Below are 17861 nucleotides of genomic sequence, written 5' to 3'. Positions count from 1 at the left end.
ATCGAAGCGAACCGCTCAGGGGCCGATATTTCTCAGGCATCATGGAACGGGTGGTGAAGCGGAAGGAGTTACCGGAATGGACGACATGATCAAACGGGCGGCGCTGTTCAGCCGGGCCGCCCATCAAGCCGTGGGGCAGCAGCGTAAGTACACCGGCGAGCCCTACTGGCACCACCCGATGAATGTCGCCGAGATGGTGTCAGCCGGGGAAGCGGCGACACCGGAGATGATCGCCGCCGCCCACCTGCACGACGTGCTCGAAGATACCGCCGTGACGGCGCTGGACATCGAGGCGTGCTTCGGCCAGCGGGTCGCAGCCTTGGTTCTGGAACTGACGGACCAGTTCATCGACCCCGAAATCGGCAACCGCGCGCACCGCAAGGCGCTGGAGCGCGACCGGCTGGCTCAAGTCTCCCCCGAGGCGCAGACCATCAAGTACGCCGACCTGATCGACAACGCCGGCAGCATCGTCTCTCGAGCGCCTGGCTTCGCCCGGGTCTACCTGGCCGAGAAGCGCCAGTTCCTGGAAGCGATGGAACGGGGCGACGAAGGACTGAGGTGCAGAGCTTGGAGCGTGTTGGCCCAAGGCGAGGCGAAGATCCACGGTGCTGCGAGATAGCCAGCGGTAGCCGGCCGAGTCTCATCGCTAACGCATGAGGTTACCGAGCGGCAATTCCTTCTGATCTACACTGTCCGGTAATGGCGCGGGCAAGCCATGAGACCGATTCGAAACAAAATTCCATGCTGCCCCATGGAAACGATTCAATATTCTGCTAACTGGCAAATACATAGGATTTTTACCTTTTTTTTCAGCACCTAGCCGATCATCTGGGAAGGACTGATAAACTCCGCGCATGACAGGCTCTGCCCCGCGGCGGAGCTTTTCGCATCCATCGGCAGGGAGACCCCTCATGGCCCGCAATATCCTCGTTCTTGGTGCCGGCATGGTCGGCGTATCCGTGGCCTGGCATCTGGTGCGTCGTGGGCATGACGTCACGCTGGTGGACCGCCGCGAGCCGGGGCTCGAGACCTCCTTCGGCAATGCCGGCATCATCCAGCGCGAGGCGGTGCGCCCCTACGCCTTCCCGCGCGATATCGGCACCCTGCTGCGGGTGCTGCCCAACCGCCAGGTGGACATCCGCTACCGCCCCACCGGCATGATGAGCGCGGCGGGCCCGCTGCTGGACTACTGGTTGAACTCGAGCGGTAAGCGCTACGAGCGCATCGTGCGCGAGTGGGCATCGCTGATCGTGCGCTGCCAGGATGCCCACGCGCCGATGATCGAGGCCGCCGGCGCCGAGGCGCTGGTGCGCAAGGGTGGCTGGCTGGAGCTTTACCGCACCCGCAAGGAGCTGGAGGAGCGCCAGAAAGAGGCCCAGGAGAACCACGAGCGCTTCGGAGTGGAATATGAGGTGCTGGACGCCGAGGCGCTCTACGCCAAGGAGCCGCACCTGGGCAAGGGGCTGATCGGGGCGATCCACTGGACGCAGCCCTGGATGGTCTCGGACCCGGGCGGCCTGGTGCAGGCCTATGCACGCAGCTTTGCCGAACAGGGCGGCCGTGTGATGAAGGCCAGCGTCGAGGACGTGCTCCAGGTCGAGGGCGGCTGGCAGGTCAAGACCAGCGAAGGCCCCCTGGAGGCAGAGGAAGTGGTGGTGGCCCTAGGGCCGTGGGCCGGTGAACTGCTGAGAAGGCAGGGCATGAAAGTGCCGCTGTTCGTGAAGCGCGGCTACCACATGCACTACTCCGCCGAAGGGGACGCCAAGCTCAACCACTGGGTGATGGACGCCGAGAAGGGCTTCCTGCTCGAACCGATGCGCGCCGGCATTCGTCTGACCACCGGCGCCGAGCTGGCCGACCTGGAATCGCCGCCCCAGTACCGGCAGCTGGCCGCCGCCGAGAAGGTGGCACGCAAGCTGTTTCCGCTGGGCAAGCGCCGTGACAGCCAGCCCTGGAAAGGCGCCCGCCCCTGCCTGCCCGACATGAAGCCGGTGATCGGCCCCGCCCCCGGCAAGGAGGGAATGTGGCTCGCCTTCGGCCACGGCCATCAGGGCTTTACCCTGGGCCCGGCCACCGGCGAACTGCTCGCCCAGATGATGGATGGCGAAGAACCCGCGGTGGACATGGCCCCGTTCCGCGTCGATCGCTTCTGAGTGTGAAGTAATACGAAAGCGGGCGCCACAAGGCGCCCGCTTTAACCTCCCCGCTCTACCTCATATTACCGATCGGTAATTTTTCCCTCAAATCAAGCCTTAATCATCCTCATAATTACCGACCGGTAATTATTCCATTGCGAATCGGTGAATCCGTACCTAGAATTACCGAACGGTAATCAGACGCAGGTTTTCATGCCTACCAACGACTCCCCTGTCCCCTTGGCCACTCCCATTCGCCACAGCGAAGACCTCGGCAAGCTGGTGCGTCAACTACGCACCGAGCAGGGGCTATTGCAGATCGACCTGGCCGGCCTCGCCGGCACCGGCAACCGCTTCATCGTCGACCTGGAGCGTGGCAAGCCAACCCTGCAGCTACAGAAGGTATTGGACGTATTGGACCTGATGGGGCTCGAGGTGGTGGTGCGGCCCAAGGGTGGCAAGCGCCATGGCGAGTGACGATACCCTGGAGGTTTACCACGGCGACCAATGCGTTGGCCGGCTCTATGACGCTCAACCGCTGCGCTTCGAGTATGCCCCCGAATGGCTGGAGCATCCCAGGGCCGAAAGCCTCTCGCCCGCGCTCTCGCTCACGCAGCAGGCACACGTTGGCGATGCGGTCCTGGCCTACTTCGAGAACCTGCTGCCGGAAGGCGACCTGCGTCGTCACCTGGAGTTACGCCACCACACCACTACCATTTTCGGGCTGCTAAAGGCCATCGGCGGCGATACGGCCAGCGGCTTCACCCTGTTGCCACCGGGCGAATCACCGGCTTCGCCGTACTATCGCCCCATCAGTTGGGAAGCGTTGGCGGAGCATCTGCAGCACAAGGAGCGAGGCCCGCTGCTATCGCAGCAAGGTGAAGAAGCGCGGATCTCATTGGCCGGAGCTCAGGACAAGCTACTGCTGATGGTGCTGGAAGATGGAAGCCCTGCCATACCGGAAGGGTCGGCACCTTCCAGCCATATTCTCAAGCCGGACATTCAGGGCTTGAGAGGTATATGGGCCACCGCCATCAACGAGACCTTCTGCATGCAGCTGGCCGCAGAACTCGAGCTCGAAGTGGCCGAAGCCAGCTACCAGCCAGATACCCACGCCTGCCTCGTGCGCCGCTACGACCGGGCTCCCGACGAGCAGGGCAAGCTAAGGCGCCTACACCAGCTCGACTTCTGCCAGCTCGCCGGCACCCCCTCGTCAATCAAATACGAAAGCGACGGCGGGCCCGGCCTGGCTCGGTGCCGCGAACTCCTACAGCAGGTTGGAACTCCGGCCAAGGATTTGCAGCGCCTGATCGCCTGGTTCTTCTTCAACCTGCTTATCGGCAACAACGACAGCCACGCCAAGAACCTCGCTATCCTCTATACCGACGAAGGCCCACGGTTGGCGCCGTTTTACGACCTGATGAGTACGACGCTCTACAGCGGCCTCTCACGCCGCTTCGCGTTTCGCATCAACGGTGAGGATCGCCCTGGCAGCATTGGGCGTTCTCACCTCGAAGCCCTGGCACGCTCGATGCGCTTCCAGCCGCGCTACTTCCTACGCCAAGGGCTCGAGCTTGCTGAACGTATGCCAGAGGCCATCGACAGCACCTTCGCCTCCCTGAACGCCGAAGCCCGCCAAGGCACCGAGCAAACGCTGCTGGAGAGGCTGCAGCAACGGCTGTTGAGCAACTGCCGAAAACTGCCGGAGCGGTGGTCAGCCTGATAAACTGCCCCGCCCGGTCGGTCACATTGCCCCACTAGCACGATCTCGGCCACCTGCAGGCCCCCGTAAATCGCTTGCCAGCGGGCATTGGCCCGCTGGCGCAACAGGGTGCTGTGCACCAGCGCCGCCCCCAGGGAACCAATGCCGATTTGCAGCGTACCGGCATCCTTCATCAAACAGCTGGCATAGAAGCCGATCAGGTGATCTGCCGACGAGATGGGAGTCTGGGGGCGCGCTGAACAGCGGGTAGTCGGTACCCGGATTATCCAACAGTAGGTCGAGCTCGGTACGCGCCACTGCCGCGTCATTGCCCATATACGGCAGGTGCTGATTGGTTTCCGCGACGCAAGCGGTGGCATAGGGCTGCGCGCGCAGCCGGGGTATCAGATCCAGGGTCAGGTCCGGGTTGCAGCTCAGGCTAACCATCTCGCCCCGCTCATCGGGTGCTACCAACTGACCGATCACATTAATACCCTGGGCCATCAAATCGTGCAGCGCGTGGGTGTAGTTGGTGCAGATATAGCGGCGCTGCTGGTCGGTATTGTTTTTCAGGTTGCCGGCCTGGAAAAAGAATTCCGACACCGTGACATTGTCCGGCAAGCGATTGGCCTGGGCATCCCGGGCATAGGCCAGCTCGGGGATGTCGCCGTACAGGCGCTCGACAAAAGGCCCCAGAAAACGCCGCTCCAGGGAAGAGCTGCCCGCCGGTGCCAGCAAAGAAAGAGCGGTGACGATATGCAGCTTGATCGTCGGGTCGCGCTGGGCACGGGCGTAGAGGGCGTTCACAAAACGCAGGGGTTTACCCAACCCCAGCGGCAGCCCAACACAATGTTCTTGCCCACGCGATCGATGAACTGATCCACGCACGCCTCAGCGTCCTGATAACTCACCGGCCCGGCCATAGACTGAACCCTCCTTGGCTTCGATACGCTTCAAGCTAACACAGGGTGACACGACTCCCCCTCCCATCGGGTGCGCGAGAGGCATCCGAGCCCGAGAAATATCTGGCATCCTGATGAGAAAGGGTGAAGCGGAGGGAGTTACTGGCAACGCCCAGTGGGCGCCGCCGAGTAAAGTGGCACGCAAGCTGTTCCCGCTGGGCAAGCGTCGCGACAGCCAGCCCTGGAAAGGCGCGCGGCCCGGCCCCCGGCAAGGACGGAATGTGGCTCGCCTTCGGCCACGGCCATCAGGGCTTCACCCTGGGCCCGGCCACCGGCGAACTGCTCGCCCAGATGATGGATGGCGAGGAACCCGCGGTGGATATGACCCCGTTCCGCGTCGATCGCTTCCGAAGGTGAGGTCACTACTTCACAACGAAAGCGGGCGCCCTTGAGGCGCCCGCTTTTTGCAACTTCGCGTACTGATAGGGTTCAACGCAGCGGTACACTCCACTCCCCCATGGCAACCATCTGTCGTCGCAGCGAAGAATTCAGCAAGTTGGTGGGTCATTTACGGGCCGAGCAAGGGGCTATAGATGAAGGGAACCGAACCTGACGGAGCTTGAGGTAGTGATGAGACGTAAGGGTGGCAGCCGACATGGCGAGTGACGCCCCACGTGTTTTACTGCGGCGACAAGAATTTCGGCTGGCTGCATGACACTCATCCTCTACGCTTCGAGTAAGCCTCGGCTTGACTGGAGGGCCTACTCCGTAATCTATGGCTGATATCATCGATGTACGAAATTACTTAATTAACCCTTCAACCGTAGACAGCGCAGTGCAAAAAGAGATAATCGAGAGATTCGTCAAGATTCATATGAAAACCAGGAACCAATTAGCATAAGGGATAGATGTGATAAACTCAGATAAAATCTAAGACCTGTTCGTTCTACTGAATGAAATGACACTGGCCAAGCATGGCGAAAGTGCCTTTTCACCCTCCAAGAAATTCCAGCTAGCCGAACACACACTAATTATCTCGTATCTTTTTTCTTTGATAATTCTTGTTGCGTTAATATTCTATACGAGGAAGTTCGACAGTTCGCCTCAAGCCAACCAGGCTGCCTTTGTACTTTACTTGATCAACATCGGGTTATCCATCGCCTACTTACTCACAATAATTTTCGGCATCACTCAAATTTTGTGGAAACAACGCAAAAACCCATACTCCGCGATCATGCAGCGGCTAAATCATGACCTGCACGGTGATTTGCCCTTTCTTTCTCAGCTACAGAAATTCGACATAAGCACTTTGCAATATGCGCTAATTCAATATCGACAAAGTTGGGGCATCTCAGAAAATCGTGTCTCCTTACTAGCTGGCAACCTTCGAAAGCTAGGACTTTTCCCTGCGCTAGCAGCCGCCTCAATCTCCGCATCTACATTAATGAAGGAAGGCACCAACTTCCCGCTCTGGCTACCCATAATTCTAGCAGCTGTCTTTTCAATTATTGGCTTCATCGCTCTAGGCCAGCGAGAGAGACCGCAGCAGGTGATTGAGCTGCTCGAATACGCGATAGAAATCTCAAAGGAAGTTGACAACTCTGAGCCCTCCGGAGATAAAGCCAAGGAGAACAACTATCATCAATGTTCGGGCCACGTAGGTTAAATAATCAAAGCAAGCGGCCCTGGCGGGGCCGCAACATGGAAGGGATGACACCCTATACCGTCTTCAAGAAAGGGCTCCCAAAAGCGACGAAGAAGGAACCCAGGAAAACGGCAGAAAATACTGCTTAACTATAGGGAGCCCACGGAGCTTGTATCAGGCGAATACTGCCACTGTACACTTAATTGCAGCTAGGAAATAGGAATTATTTATTCACTCGCATATCCTCCCGATACATGCCACATGAATACATGTCACCGCACGCCAGTTAAAACTCGACTACATATTCCCATAATTTTTTCAAACCCACGCCAGTTTCTTTTGCATACTCCTCGCATTCTGGAAGTATAACCGAAACCGAACTACTATATTTATTCCTGTCCCGTATCCAAAAAATAGCAAATGCCAATGCTTGCACTTTTGTGGCAAGAGGAGATAAATATAAATTAGCCTCTGGAGAATGCTGCTCAATGCTAGACACCATCTCATTTATCACGGATGCTGTAGAAAAAGGATCATTAGCAGGTGAAAAATACCTATTCACATCCCATAGCCTATCGAAAACAGCATCGCCGCTTTCAGAGGATCTTACCGCACTTTGCTGATACATATCAGGACTTAAGGAAGGAAAGGAAAAAAGCGGATAGATCTTAGAGCTATCCTTGTTATTTACCACTTCGCTAATCAGACGGTGATCGTACCCTACGCCCAAAATCAAGTATTCTTTTCCAGAGGCGTTATAACTCCCCCCCATCCCCATTACAGGTCTCACAACACCAGAGGTAACGGTACTAAATACCGTATCTTCTTGAGCAGAATAATATTGAGGCTCCGAGTACAAAACCTTTATCTCACGAACCCCCGCCATTGAAATCTTTGCCATCAAGAAAATAAGGGTGTGGCGCATAAAACCTGTAACGTCAAGGCATAAATCTTTATCTCTTATATCACCTAGCGCGAGAACCAAATCGTTAACTTGCTCCATTTCATTAAACGATTCAGGACTCACACAAACACAATCTTGCGGCATTTCTAGAGGCGTGAGCCTGTATTCAGGCTGAATAAACCATATCTTTCTTTTTGCTCGCACATTGTTATAAACTTCGCTTATTCTGTCGCTACCATTATATGAAGAAACAAAAACATCATAATTCAAAACCCCCTGCACTAAGGCAGCGGTTGATATTTTTCTTCTGTAGAAAAAGGAATAATCAGAAATCACGAAAAAAGATCCCCCTGCACTACATCTTCCTCAACTGTTTTAGCAAGCGTATTCCATTTCGTTTTATATTTTCTGAGCAGCGTATCAAAAGCATCTCTTTCATCCGGATCGAATATTGCATTCGCAATACTTTTATTTAACCCCAAGTCGCCTCTACGATAGATAGGCAACCCCCATCTCGGCGATAGCAGCGGATTAAGCTGTATCTTAGTTTTTATTTGATTACTATTTCTATCTGCCCTTCCAGATGCAACTTGAAATACAAAAGAATAATTTAATGCATTGTGCAAATTCTTTTTCGCAGCTTCATTAAGATCAGATGCAGAGAAGCTTACCGAAAGAGGGGAAACTTCTGGTATGTTTATCGAAAACCTTGCCGTTCTAAGTAGCTCAGCCAGTCTAGCCACAGCATCCCTAGCCTGATCAGAGGATCTTCCAAAATTTGTATCTGACTCAAACAAGAACTGTGCAGATTCTCTTGCTGCCTCTGTCTGCAACGATATAGGAAGCTTTTTCTCATCAAAGAAACCAATCCCCTTGAATTCTGCTATTGAATACAGCTTCCCTAATATTATAAGAAGATTCCTAAGATTTCCCGAGGACATCTGTACAAATGTATCAAACCCAGCATAAGGAACGCCCATTGAGCTTTTCGATTCACGACATAATTGTGCGAACAGGTCGTATGCGTAGTGGCTGTATGCTGTAGCGTAATAAGATTTTTTGCTCTTCTTTTCCTTAAGAAAAGAAAGCGCATCTTTTCTTATTCTTATAGCCAATGACTCTGCACTACTCGACCCTTTATATTTTTTAAAGAAAATTAGAATGTTTAGCTTCGCCAAAATAAACGGAAAGCCTTTTACTAGGTCCTCAAACACGTTTTCCGCAGGGATTTTATTAGTTATATCCTTACCAAGAAAGTGCTGGGCAATATTATGGGTATTAAAAAGAATATCACTTTCATTCAGATGAAGATTGGCCTTGCCCAATGCATCAGAAAATAAATTTTCTGATGAAATGCTTTCAAAAAGTTCAGATGGATCAAAGTCGCGCTCAAGAATATTATTTTTGCCTGCCACACCAGACGAACATAGTCTCTTAACAACAAACCTTTTTGAGAAATTAGAGAAATCTGAATATGACTGTAAAAAACGATCTAAGTATACGGTAGTAAACTCGGCACCTTCTCTATTTTCTTCCCCTTCAAAAAGGGTGGCCAAGGTTTTTCTCGAATACAATCTCCCTGTAACTCTAAAGCTGACCCCCCCCTCACCATAACGAATTAGAGAATTGACCACTTCCTGTTGTTTCTCTGAGAGGTTTTCTATCTCATCAATTAAATAAATTATAGGAAAATCAGCAAAGTCAGAATTCAAATGAACAACTGCTTTACTAACCGGTATACAAAGAGCCCCCAAAGAAAAGGGCACTTTAAGATCTAGCTCCCCTGTAAAGGCAACATTATTAATTGCCTCGTCTATTTCTCTTCTTTTTGTTATTACCCAGCTCAGAAACTCTTCGAGTGTTTCACAGGCATGAGCCACAGAGTCAGAAACATGTACTAAGGCTGAAGATAAAAAGGAAGAATCATTAAAATCTGACTGAGAGCTTTTCTTAATATCTACCAAGGACTCAACCAGGCCTTCAATTAGCCTAAGTTCAAGATATACTGAAAAAAGCTGTTGCCATTTCTCTCTAGTCCCGCTTGGAATCACTTCAAAGCGGGCTGCATCCAGACCTGTAGCTCGAATAAAAACAGCCAGAAAACCAAGTTCCTTTACAACTTTCAGGCTGCTGGTATCATTACTTCTCAACCTGACTGCAGGATAAGAATAATACCGTAGCAAATGTGTTTTCCCTGAACCTTTGCTGCCAAGTATATATTTCGATATTCTGGAGCGAGGTTCAATTATTACATTAACGACTTTATCACCAAGCTCAACCCAAAGCGAGTTGATTTGTTCATTCGTGTAATCTGAAGCCCTAACTAAAGAAAATGGATTTTCTATCATATCATCCTCTTTAATTCATAACTTATGATAGCGCAAGAAAACAGGCGACCATGGTATTTTGTGATTCTCACACCAAAACAAAGGAGGAGTATTATCAGGTGTGTTATGCGAGAAACCTAATAAAAGTTGTCCATCCTTGTACCCTAAGGGGTGATTTGGCCAAAGCTTCCTTCCGTAAGCAAGCGACATTTCCCGTAGAGCTTCCAAGTCAAACCACTCCGGAGATTTCGAAAAATATCTTGCGCCCGCACTAAAAGCTTTGTACGTATCGTCTAGCTCAAACATGCATGTCGCTTTTCCCGAAAAAAGATTATCTCCGTTTAACTTGTCAAGCCCTGTAGAAGTTGAAAATAAGGACAAAAATCGTATATCGATTTCTTTGTTTGACTCCTTTATTTTTTTAACATGATCCTGTAGATAAGAAGTTGCCTGCGTGCCAGAACCAACCACATCATCAAAAAAAACAAATCTAGTCACCCTGCCCTCTCTGGGAAAAACTTGAATAGAGTTTGTTTTTCTATCTGACTTGCTGTAGAAAGCGCCATAAAAGTCTGTAAATAAATCTTTGCTCAAACTATTAACTTGACGAAAGTAATATAGTAAATGAGCCCCGCTTTCAGAAGGATTTCCAACTCCTATGAACCTAGTCGAACAAAGTTCACGGAAATAAATTTCCTTGAGTCGTGGGTCGCTCGCTTCGAATCCATAATTCCTTCTAATTCTTTGGCATATAGGTGCTTGGAAATAATCTCTATATAGAGACTTTAGCATCTCACGGATAAGCCCCTTCCCAAAGTAAATAAATCTTGTCAGCAAGAACATTGCATATAATTTCTCTTCTTCTTGTGTCAATGTTTCTCCTTTGAAATTATTTAGCCATGACTCTATCTCTGCCCATTTTATTTCATGATCCCATGCAAAAAACGAGAGCTTTCTTAATTTTGTTTCTAATGTGGCTTTATCCATCCCCTACACCTTTTTAAAGACCAAAACACTTTCTCTGGTTATGATAGAAGCAGTTTTATTTCGCTTAGTCATCAATCCGCGAGATTTTATATCATCTAAAAGATGTAGTTCAATTTTCAGCCCAAGCTCATTCATGACGTTCAAGCAGAATTCATCATTCCGCAAAGGGTAACCGCATACTGTATTGTTTCCTATGACAATCACAGCTTTCCCCCCAGGGCTTAAAACCCTAGCAATTTCATACAAAGCCAATTTCATCTCATGTAGATATGTTTTGGTGATTTTTGCTCGGCTCAAGTTTATTTGAGCGATATCTGCCAGCATTGTCTCAAATTCATACCCAAGAGAAACTTGATAATTGCTATTTTCTTGTTTAGGGATGTGCTCTCTCCCTATTGTAGCACCCTCTAATCTAGATAATTCTTTCGGACTTGCCAAGCCTAACCAATTTATCGATAAACTGGATGCTCTTATGTATTTTTGAGCGCTACCATATGGTGGCGAAGTTATAATTAAATCAACTGACTCACTCGCTAACGGCTCGCAGTGATTAGCAGGGCAACACAAATTCCTGGCATCATTCCCTACAAATACAGCTACTTTTCGACTTGAGTTTATAGTATTCGCTTGAGAGATCCTGCTTAGATTTGACAAACAAATTCTCTCAAACTCATCAAAAACATTTGCTCTATCTAACCCTAAAATTCTCTCTTCAATTTTTTCTTTCTCTTTACTCGACAAGGAATCTTTTACTTTTAGCTTAACAGGAACAGAAATTCTTGGATCAGCATAACTTAGCTTCCGAGCAGCCGATGAAAAGCAAACTTCAAAAAAATCTTTAACCTCATTTTCAGTGTTCACCCTTATGGCCCTAAGTAAAATTTCCAGCCTCTTTTTTGTTCTAACAGAATACCAATGGGCCTCATTAACCACGTCAACAGATGGGGCTTTTCTGATTCTTCTTGCGGTTGTCATTATTAACTTCAAAGTTCTTCTTAAAACAGCCTCATCATAAGGATATGTTTTTACTTTGGTTATTAAACATGCCAACGGATTTGCATCGGCATACAATACATTTTTATTAGACAATGAGGCTTCTAAAGCTACGGTGCCAGAACCACTAAACGGATCCAAGACATTTGAGTAATTTTCAAAAAAACTCTCAACGTTTATAAAAAAAGAAGCTATGTTTGGTAGTAGCTTCGCTGGGTATGCATGAATTTGGTGCGTTAATTGATCACCTAACTTTACCCAGCTCACTAAACGCCTAAAATCAACCGTAATCGGCTTGCCTGCTTTACCATATTCAGTAAGCAATGAGTCGTAAAGAATCCCAGTGTTCAGCCCATTCTGGGTTAGAGGGGGGGGGCCAAAATTCAAGTGGCTGCCTCCTAGGCGCTCTGCTTATATGCAAACCAAGAACTTATGGATCTGGCACGCTACCGCCACGGGCGTCTTATGTAAAGACACCCATGACATTAACACGCCGCGTAGCAAAGAGCCTGACCTAAGACAGGCTCTTCTATAATTAACTATTCCCACTCAATCGTCGCCGGCGGCTTGCTGCTGACGTCATACGTCACGCGGGAGACGCCGCGGATCTCGTTGATGATTCGGTTGGAGACTTTCTCCAGCAGCTCATACGGCAGGTGGGCCCAGCGTGCAGTCATGAAGTCGATGGTTTCCACGGCGCGCAGGGCGATGACCCATTCGTAGCGGCGGCCGTCGCCGACCACGCCGACGGACTTGACCGGCAGGAACACGGCGAAGGCCTGGCTGGTCTTGTGGTACCAGTCGGCGTTGTGCAGTTCCTCGATGAAGATGGCGTCGGCTTCGCGCAGGATGTCGGCGTACTCCTTCTTCACTTCGCCGAGTATGCGCACGCCTAGGCCCGGCCCCGGGAAGGGGTGGCGGTACACCATATCGTAGGGCAGGCCGAGTTCCAGGCCGAGCTTGCGCACTTCGTCCTTGAACAGTTCGCGCAGCGGCTCGACCAGTTGCAGCTTCATGGTCTCGGGCAGGCCGCCGACGTTGTGGTGCGACTTGATCACGTGGGCCTTGCCGGTCTTGCTGGCGGCGGATTCGATCACGTCGGGGTAGATGGTGCCCTGGGCGAGGAAGTCGACGCCTTCGATCTTGCTGGCCTCTTCATCGAACACGTCGATGAAGGTGTTGCCGATGATCTTGCGCTTGGCTTCGGGGTCGTTCTCGCCTTTGAGCTTGCCGAGGAACAGGTCTTCGGCGTCCACGCGGATTACTTTCACGCCCATGTGGCGGGCGAAGGTTTCCATCACCTGGTCGCCTTCGTTCTTGCGCAGCAGGCCGTTGTCGACGAACACGCAGGTGAGCTGGTCGCCGATGGCTTTGTGCAGTAGCGCCGCGACTACCGAGGAGTCCACGCCGCCGGAGAGGCCGAGCAGCACGTGGCGGTCGCCGACCTGGTCGCGAACGCGGGCGATCTGATCTTCGATGATGCGGGCCGGGGTCCACAGCTTTTCGGCGCCACAGATGCCCACCACGAAGTGCTCGAGGATGCGCATGCCTTGCAGGGTGTGGGTCACCTCGGGGTGGAACTGTACGGCGTAGAAGCGCTTCTCCGGCCAGGTCATGGCGGCCACGGGGCAGCTGGGGGTGGAGGCGGTGACGGTGAAGGGCTCCGGCGCGCGGGCCACCTTGTCGCCGTGGCTCATCCACACGTCGAGCAGCGCCTTGCCGTCGTGGTCCACGTGGTCCTTGATGTCGCGGAACAGCTCGTCGCTGCCGTCGACCTTGACCTGGGCGTAGCCGAACTCCTGCTTGTTGGAGCCTTCCACCTCGCCGCCGAGCTGCACGGCCATGGTCTGCATGCCGTAGCAGATGCCCAGCACCGGCAGGCCCATCTCGAACACGCACTGCGGCGCCCGGGGCGAGCCGGCCGCCACGGTGGATTCCGGGCCACCGGAGAGAACGATGCCGTTGGGGGCGTACTCGCGGATCTCCTCCTCGGTGATGTCGAAGGCGCGCACTTCGGAATACACGCCGATCTCGCGGATGCGACGGGCGATCAGCTGGGTGTACTGGGAACCGAAGTCGAGGATGAGGATCTTGTGGGCGTGAATGTCGGTCATCGGGGCGTCTCTACTGGCAGCGTATGGCGGCGGGCCGGATGCAAAAGCGTGCGGCGGGATGATACCCGCCGCGTTTGTTACTTACGAGCTGGCGGTTAACCTGCTCTATAGTTAGGAGCCTCTTTCGTAATCTGCACATCATGAACATGCGATTCGGCGAAGCCGGCACCGGTGATCTGCACGAACTCCGGCTTGGTGCGCATCTCCTGGATGTTGGTGCAGCCGGTGTAGCCCATGGAGGCGCGCAGGCCGCCCATCAGCTGGTGCACGATGGCGCTCATCACGCCCTTGTAGGGCACGCGGCCTTCGATGCCTTCCGGTACCAGCTTCTCGGCGCCGGCGTCCTTGTCCTGGAAGTAGCGGTCGGCGCTGCCCTGGCTCTGGGCCATGGCACCCATGGAGCCCATGCCGCGGTAGGCCTTGTAGGTACGGCCCTGGAACAGCTCGACCTCGCCCGGGGCTTCCTCGGTACCGGCCAGCAAGCCACCCACCATCCCGGCGCTGGCACCGGCGGCGATGGCCTTGGCCAGGTCGCCGGAGAAGCGCACGCCGCCGTCGGCGATCAGCGGGATGTCGTATTCCTTGAGTGCCTCGGCCACGTTGGAAACCGCGGTGATCTGCGGCACGCCCACGCCTGCCACCACGCGGGTGGTGCAGATGGAGCCGGGCCCGATGCCCACCTTCACGCCGTCGGCGCCGGCTTCAGCCAGGGCGCGGGCAGCGGCGGCGGTGGCGATGTTGCCGCCGATCACCTGGATCTGCGGGAAGTGCTCCTTGACCCACGCCACGCGGTCGATCACGCCCTTGGAGTGGCCGTGGGCGGTGTCGACGATGATGGCGTCGACGCCGGCTTCGGCCAGGGCGGCCACACGGTCCGGCGTCTCGGGGCCAGTGCCCACCGCGGCGCCCACCAGCAGGCGGCCGTCGGCGTCCTTGGCGGCGTTGGGGAAGGTGCGCGCCTTTTCGATGTCCTGGAAGGTGACCAGGCCGCGCAGGTGGAACTGGTCGTCCACCACCAGCATCTTCTCGACCCGGTGCTCCTGCATCTTGGCCTTGATCACGTCGAGCCCGGTGCCCTCGGATACCGTCACCAGACGCTCGCGCGGGGTCATGATGTCGGTCACGCGGTCGCCGTGGTTGGGCTGGAAGCGCATGTCGCGCTCGGTCACGATCCCCACCAGGGTCTCGCCCTCCACCACCGGGAAGCCGGAGAAGCCGTACTCCTGGGCCATGCTCAGCAGGTCCTCGAGCTTGGCCTTGGGCCCCACGGTCACCGGGTCCTTGACGATCACGCTCTCGTGCTTCTTGACCTTGCGCACCTCGGCCGCCTGGGCGGTGATGCTCATGTTCTTGTGGATGATGCCGATGCCGCCTTCCTGGGCCATGGCGATGGCCAGGCGGGCTTCGGTCACGGTATCCATGGCGGCGGAGACGAGGGGGATGTTGAGGTAGAGGTCGCGGGACAGGCGGGTCCGCAGGCTGACGTCCTTGGGCAGGACTTCCGAGTAGCCGGGTACGAGTAATACGTCGTCGAACGTAAGAGCTTCTTGGGCCATACGTAACATAGTCGGCAACACCCAGTGCTGGTGGGGGAGGGAAAAGTTAATCGACCATTATAACGCCCGGCCCGAGGGGCGGGCAATGCGAGCCCGGCTTGCGGGAACTTGCGCGCGACCCTCGCATCACACTTTGAAACAGCCTGAAACCGAGTTTGACATACAGCGGCGGGTTCGTGATCTAGGTTGAAGGTATCGGCAGGTTCACCAGCGGAAAGGAGATCCGACATGAACTGGGACCAGATCGAAGGCAAGTGGAAGGAAATGAAGGGCAAGGCTCGCGCCAGTTGGGGCGAGCTGAGCGACGATGAGCTTGACCAGATCGGCGGCAAGAAGGATGAGCTGGTCGGCAAGCTACAGCAGCGATACGGCCTGGAGCGCGAAGAAGCCGAGCGCCAGGCCGACGAATGGGCTCGCCAGCAGCAGTAACGGGCGAGCCCGCTTATGCACGCAATCCTGCATCCAAGGAAAGGGAAAGGAGAGAGACCATGCAAAAGCGCCTATTGACTATCGCCGTAGCAGCCGTGACCGGTAGCCTCGCTTTCGGTACCCAGGCCGTGGCCCAAGAGGACGACGCCAAGGCGCCACAAGGCCTCTATTCCGCCGATGACATCATCGGTGCCGACGTTTATCACATCGACGACAACGAGGAAGACGTCGGTGATGTCGAAAACCTTCTGCTGGACGACGAAGGCAAGGTCAGCGCCGTGGTGGTGAACGCTGGCGGCCTGTGGGGCATCGGTGGCGACGAAGTCGTGGTCGGCATCGAGCACTTCTCCATGGAAACCGAGCGTGACGGCGACGATGTCACTCACCGCATCCTGGTCGATGCGACTGAAGACGAGCTCGAGAACTTCCCCGAGTACAACGACGAGTGGTTCAACGACGAGCGCAACCGCCGCATCGAAGAGAACCAGGGTCGCGAAAGCGTCTGGCAGACCACCGGAACCGCCGGCACCGGCGCCGTGGGCGACGACGGCGAGACGGCATTCCGCGAGGATGATGCCAGCGCCGAAGCCAACGCTGAGAGTGAAAACGGCGACGACGCCGGGGTTTCCGAGGAGGATGTGGTAGACGATTTCGAGTAAACGCGGAACGACCCTCCCCATGACGCTAACTTGCGCCGGCCATGCCGGCGCTTTTTTCGTCTCGCCCCCCAGGCGTGCCCACCGATCTGCGCATGCTAGAGTGTTCGTTTCGAGCCAGCTCGCTGGCGTCCACCCGTCCCAGGGAACGACGACTCATGCCCCCACCTACCGAAACCGCCCTTTCCGTCAGCGAGGTGAACCATCGCGCCCGGCTGTTGCTCGAGCAAGGTATTGGCGAAGTATGGGTGGAAGGCGAGCTGTCGGGGGTGTCGCGGCCGGCTTCGGGGCATGTCTATTTCACCCTGAAGGATGCTTCGGCACAGCTGCGCTGCGCGCTGTTTCGCACCCGCGCCCGCTTCGTGGCAGCGCCCATGCGCGACGGCGACCGGGTACGGGTTCGCGGCCGGGTGTCGCTGTTCGAGCCTCGCGGCGATTACCAGTTGATTGCCGAAGCGGTACAGCCGGCTGGCGAAGGCGAACTGCTCCTGGCCCTGGAGCGGCTCAAGCAGCGGCTCTCTGCCGAGGGCGTGTTCGCCAATGCGCGCCCCCTGCCCTGCCCGCCCCGCCACCTGCTGGTGTTGACCTCGCCCACCGGTGCAGCGATACGCGACGTGCTGGCGGTGCTCAAGGCGCGCTGGCCGCTGGCCCGGGTCACGCTGATCGCCGTGCCCGTGCAAGGGCGGGAGGCCGCGCCTGCGCTGATTGCCGCCCTGGGGCTGCTCAACCGCCAGCAGGCGCTGGACCCGAGCCGCGACGTGGTACTGATCACCCGAGGCGGCGGCAGCCTGGAGGATCTCTGGGCCTTCAACGACGAGCACCTGGCGCGCGCCATCTTCCATTCGCGCCTGCCGGTGATGTCGGCGGTGGGGCATGAAGTGGATACCACGCTATCCGACCTGGCCGCCGACGTACGCGCCCCCACCCCCTCCGCCGCGGCCGAGATGCTGGTGCCCGACAGGCACGACCTGGAGCGCCGCCTGGCCGGACTGGAACGCCAGCTCTGGCGCTGCACTCAGGCACGGTTGGAACGCGAGGGCCAACGGCTCGATCACCTGCGCGCCCGGCTTCGCCACCCCGGCGAGGTGCTCGTGCGCAAGCGAGGCACCCTCGAAGACCTGAACGCCCGCCTGCAGCGGGCCATGCAAGCGCGGTTGGGCACCGAGGTGCGGCAGTTGAGCCATCTGCAGCGACGCTTGACGGCATGCCATCCGGGCCGCGAGGTGGAGCGGGCCGAAACCCGGCTGGAACACGCCCGCGCCCGGCTCGGGCAGGCCATGCAGCGCGAGATCTCGCGTCGGCGGGAAAGCCTTTCCGGACTGGCGCGGCAACTGCAGGCGGTCAGCCCGCTGGCGGTACTGGGGCGCGGCTACGCCATTCTGCAGGATGACGCGGGCAAGGTGGTACGGCGAGCGAGCGACACCCAACCCGGCCAGGCGCTGACCGCCCGACTGGGTGAAGGCCGCCTGAAGGTGGAAGTGAAACGCCGCCTCAAATGAAAAAAGCGCCCT

Annotated in this window: 15 protein-coding genes and 1 pseudogene; 9 read left to right on the top strand and 7 right to left on the bottom strand. The window is 55.3% G+C overall.

The window, feature by feature from the left end:
- Positions 1-76 precede the first annotated feature (76 nt).
- The 4 genes from ACOJCM_RS08070 (at position 77) to ACOJCM_RS08055 (ending at position 3858) form a co-directional block, all read left to right on the top strand.
- A complete protein-coding gene (locus ACOJCM_RS08070) occupies positions 77-619 on the top strand; it encodes an HD domain-containing protein (protein ID WP_445211547.1) in 543 nt (180 codons plus the stop codon).
- A gap of 292 nt (positions 620-911) precedes the next feature.
- Positions 912-2153, top strand: coding sequence for an NAD(P)/FAD-dependent oxidoreductase (locus tag ACOJCM_RS08065; RefSeq protein ID WP_445211546.1), 1242 nt, complete (start codon positions 912-914; stop codon positions 2151-2153).
- 195 nt (positions 2154-2348) lie between these two features.
- Positions 2349-2612: a helix-turn-helix transcriptional regulator gene (locus tag ACOJCM_RS08060; protein ID WP_445211545.1), complete on the top strand. Its 264-nt coding sequence runs from the start codon at positions 2349-2351 to the stop codon at positions 2610-2612.
- Positions 2602-3858, top strand: coding sequence for a type II toxin-antitoxin system HipA family toxin (locus ACOJCM_RS08055; RefSeq protein WP_445211544.1), 1257 nt, complete (start codon positions 2602-2604; stop codon positions 3856-3858). The genes ACOJCM_RS08060 and ACOJCM_RS08055 overlap by 11 nt, the downstream gene beginning before the upstream one ends.
- Before the next feature lie 21 nt (positions 3859-3879).
- Here the strand turns inward: ACOJCM_RS08055 and ACOJCM_RS08050 are convergent, their stop codons facing one another.
- Positions 3880-4665, bottom strand: coding sequence for a hypothetical protein (locus tag ACOJCM_RS08050; protein WP_445211543.1), 786 nt, complete (start codon positions 4663-4665; stop codon positions 3880-3882).
- Positions 4666-4912: 247 nt separating this feature from the next.
- On the opposite strand from ACOJCM_RS08050, the pseudogene ACOJCM_RS08045 reads away from it, so the two are divergent.
- A pseudogene (locus ACOJCM_RS08045) lies at positions 4913-5156 on the top strand (FAD-dependent oxidoreductase); the annotation flags it as partial.
- A gap of 541 nt (positions 5157-5697) precedes the next feature.
- Complete coding sequence (locus ACOJCM_RS08040) at positions 5698-6405, top strand: hypothetical protein (RefSeq protein WP_445211542.1); 708 nt, start codon at positions 5698-5700, stop codon at positions 6403-6405.
- Positions 6406-6670: 265 nt separating this feature from the next.
- Here ACOJCM_RS08040 and ACOJCM_RS08035 read toward each other — a convergent pair whose 3' ends face one another.
- The 6 genes from ACOJCM_RS08035 to guaB all read right to left on the bottom strand — a co-directional run bounded on the left by ACOJCM_RS08035 (position 6671) and on the right by guaB (position 15274).
- Complete coding sequence (locus tag ACOJCM_RS08035; protein ID WP_445211541.1) at positions 6671-7624, bottom strand: hypothetical protein; 954 nt, start codon at positions 7622-7624, stop codon at positions 6671-6673.
- On the bottom strand, positions 7621-9636 hold the full coding sequence (locus ACOJCM_RS08030) for an ORC-CDC6 family AAA ATPase (RefSeq protein WP_445211540.1): 2016 nt from the start codon (positions 9634-9636) through the stop codon (positions 7621-7623). Before ACOJCM_RS08030 ends, ACOJCM_RS08035 begins: the two co-directional genes overlap by 4 nt.
- 15 nt (positions 9637-9651) lie before the next feature.
- Positions 9652-10602 carry a phosphoribosyltransferase-like protein gene (locus ACOJCM_RS08025; protein WP_445211539.1) on the bottom strand — a complete coding sequence of 317 codons (951 nt, stop codon included), beginning with the start codon at positions 10600-10602 and terminating at the stop codon, positions 9652-9654.
- 3 nt (positions 10603-10605) lie between these two features.
- Positions 10606-11982: a hypothetical protein gene (locus tag ACOJCM_RS08020; RefSeq protein ID WP_445211538.1), complete on the bottom strand. Its 1377-nt coding sequence runs from the start codon at positions 11980-11982 to the stop codon at positions 10606-10608.
- Positions 11983-12134: 152 nt separating this feature from the next.
- Complete coding sequence (gene guaA, locus ACOJCM_RS08015; protein ID WP_445211537.1) at positions 12135-13709, bottom strand: glutamine-hydrolyzing GMP synthase; 1575 nt, start codon at positions 13707-13709, stop codon at positions 12135-12137.
- 95 nt (positions 13710-13804) lie between these two features.
- Positions 13805-15274 carry an IMP dehydrogenase gene (gene guaB, locus ACOJCM_RS08010; protein ID WP_445211536.1) on the bottom strand — a complete coding sequence of 490 codons (1470 nt, stop codon included), beginning with the start codon at positions 15272-15274 and terminating at the stop codon, positions 13805-13807.
- 219 nt (positions 15275-15493) lie between these two features.
- On the opposite strand from guaB, the gene ACOJCM_RS08005 reads away from it, so the two are divergent.
- The 3 genes from ACOJCM_RS08005 (at position 15494) to xseA (ending at position 17849) form a co-directional block, all read left to right on the top strand.
- Positions 15494-15694: a CsbD family protein gene (locus ACOJCM_RS08005; RefSeq protein ID WP_445211535.1), complete on the top strand. Its 201-nt coding sequence runs from the start codon at positions 15494-15496 to the stop codon at positions 15692-15694.
- Between the two features lie 59 nt (positions 15695-15753).
- Positions 15754-16353 carry a PRC-barrel domain-containing protein gene (locus ACOJCM_RS08000; RefSeq protein WP_445211534.1) on the top strand — a complete coding sequence of 200 codons (600 nt, stop codon included), beginning with the start codon at positions 15754-15756 and terminating at the stop codon, positions 16351-16353.
- 155 nt (positions 16354-16508) lie between these two features.
- Entirely contained in the window at positions 16509-17849 is a 1341-nt protein-coding gene (xseA, locus tag ACOJCM_RS07995) for an exodeoxyribonuclease VII large subunit (protein WP_445211533.1), read from the top strand.
- Positions 17850-17861 lie beyond the last annotated feature (12 nt).

The organism is Billgrantia hypersalina, from assembly GCF_052584175.1.
This window is presented reverse-complemented; position numbering and strand designations above follow the sequence as displayed.

Coding starts and splice junctions, on each gene's coding strand:
- xseA (WP_445211533.1), top strand. CDS start 16,509: ATGCCCCCACCTACCGAAACCGCCCTTTCCGTCAGCGAGGTGAACCAT.
- ACOJCM_RS08055 (WP_445211544.1), top strand. CDS start 2,602: ATGGCGAGTGACGATACCCTGGAGGTTTACCACGGCGACCAATGCGTT.
- ACOJCM_RS08025 (WP_445211539.1), bottom strand. CDS start 10,602: ATGGATAAAGCCACATTAGAAACAAAATTAAGAAAGCTCTCGTTTTTT.
- guaA (WP_445211537.1), bottom strand. CDS start 13,709: ATGACCGACATTCACGCCCACAAGATCCTCATCCTCGACTTCGGTTCC.
- ACOJCM_RS08070 (WP_445211547.1), top strand. CDS start 77: ATGGACGACATGATCAAACGGGCGGCGCTGTTCAGCCGGGCCGCCCAT.
- ACOJCM_RS08000 (WP_445211534.1), top strand. CDS start 15,754: ATGCAAAAGCGCCTATTGACTATCGCCGTAGCAGCCGTGACCGGTAGC.
- guaB (WP_445211536.1), bottom strand. CDS start 15,274: ATGTTACGTATGGCCCAAGAAGCTCTTACGTTCGACGACGTATTACTC.
- ACOJCM_RS08060 (WP_445211545.1), top strand. CDS start 2,349: ATGCCTACCAACGACTCCCCTGTCCCCTTGGCCACTCCCATTCGCCAC.
- ACOJCM_RS08005 (WP_445211535.1), top strand. CDS start 15,494: ATGAACTGGGACCAGATCGAAGGCAAGTGGAAGGAAATGAAGGGCAAG.
- ACOJCM_RS08065 (WP_445211546.1), top strand. CDS start 912: ATGGCCCGCAATATCCTCGTTCTTGGTGCCGGCATGGTCGGCGTATCC.
- ACOJCM_RS08030 (WP_445211540.1), bottom strand. CDS start 9,636: ATGATAGAAAATCCATTTTCTTTAGTTAGGGCTTCAGATTACACGAAT.
- ACOJCM_RS08040 (WP_445211542.1), top strand. CDS start 5,698: ATGACACTGGCCAAGCATGGCGAAAGTGCCTTTTCACCCTCCAAGAAA.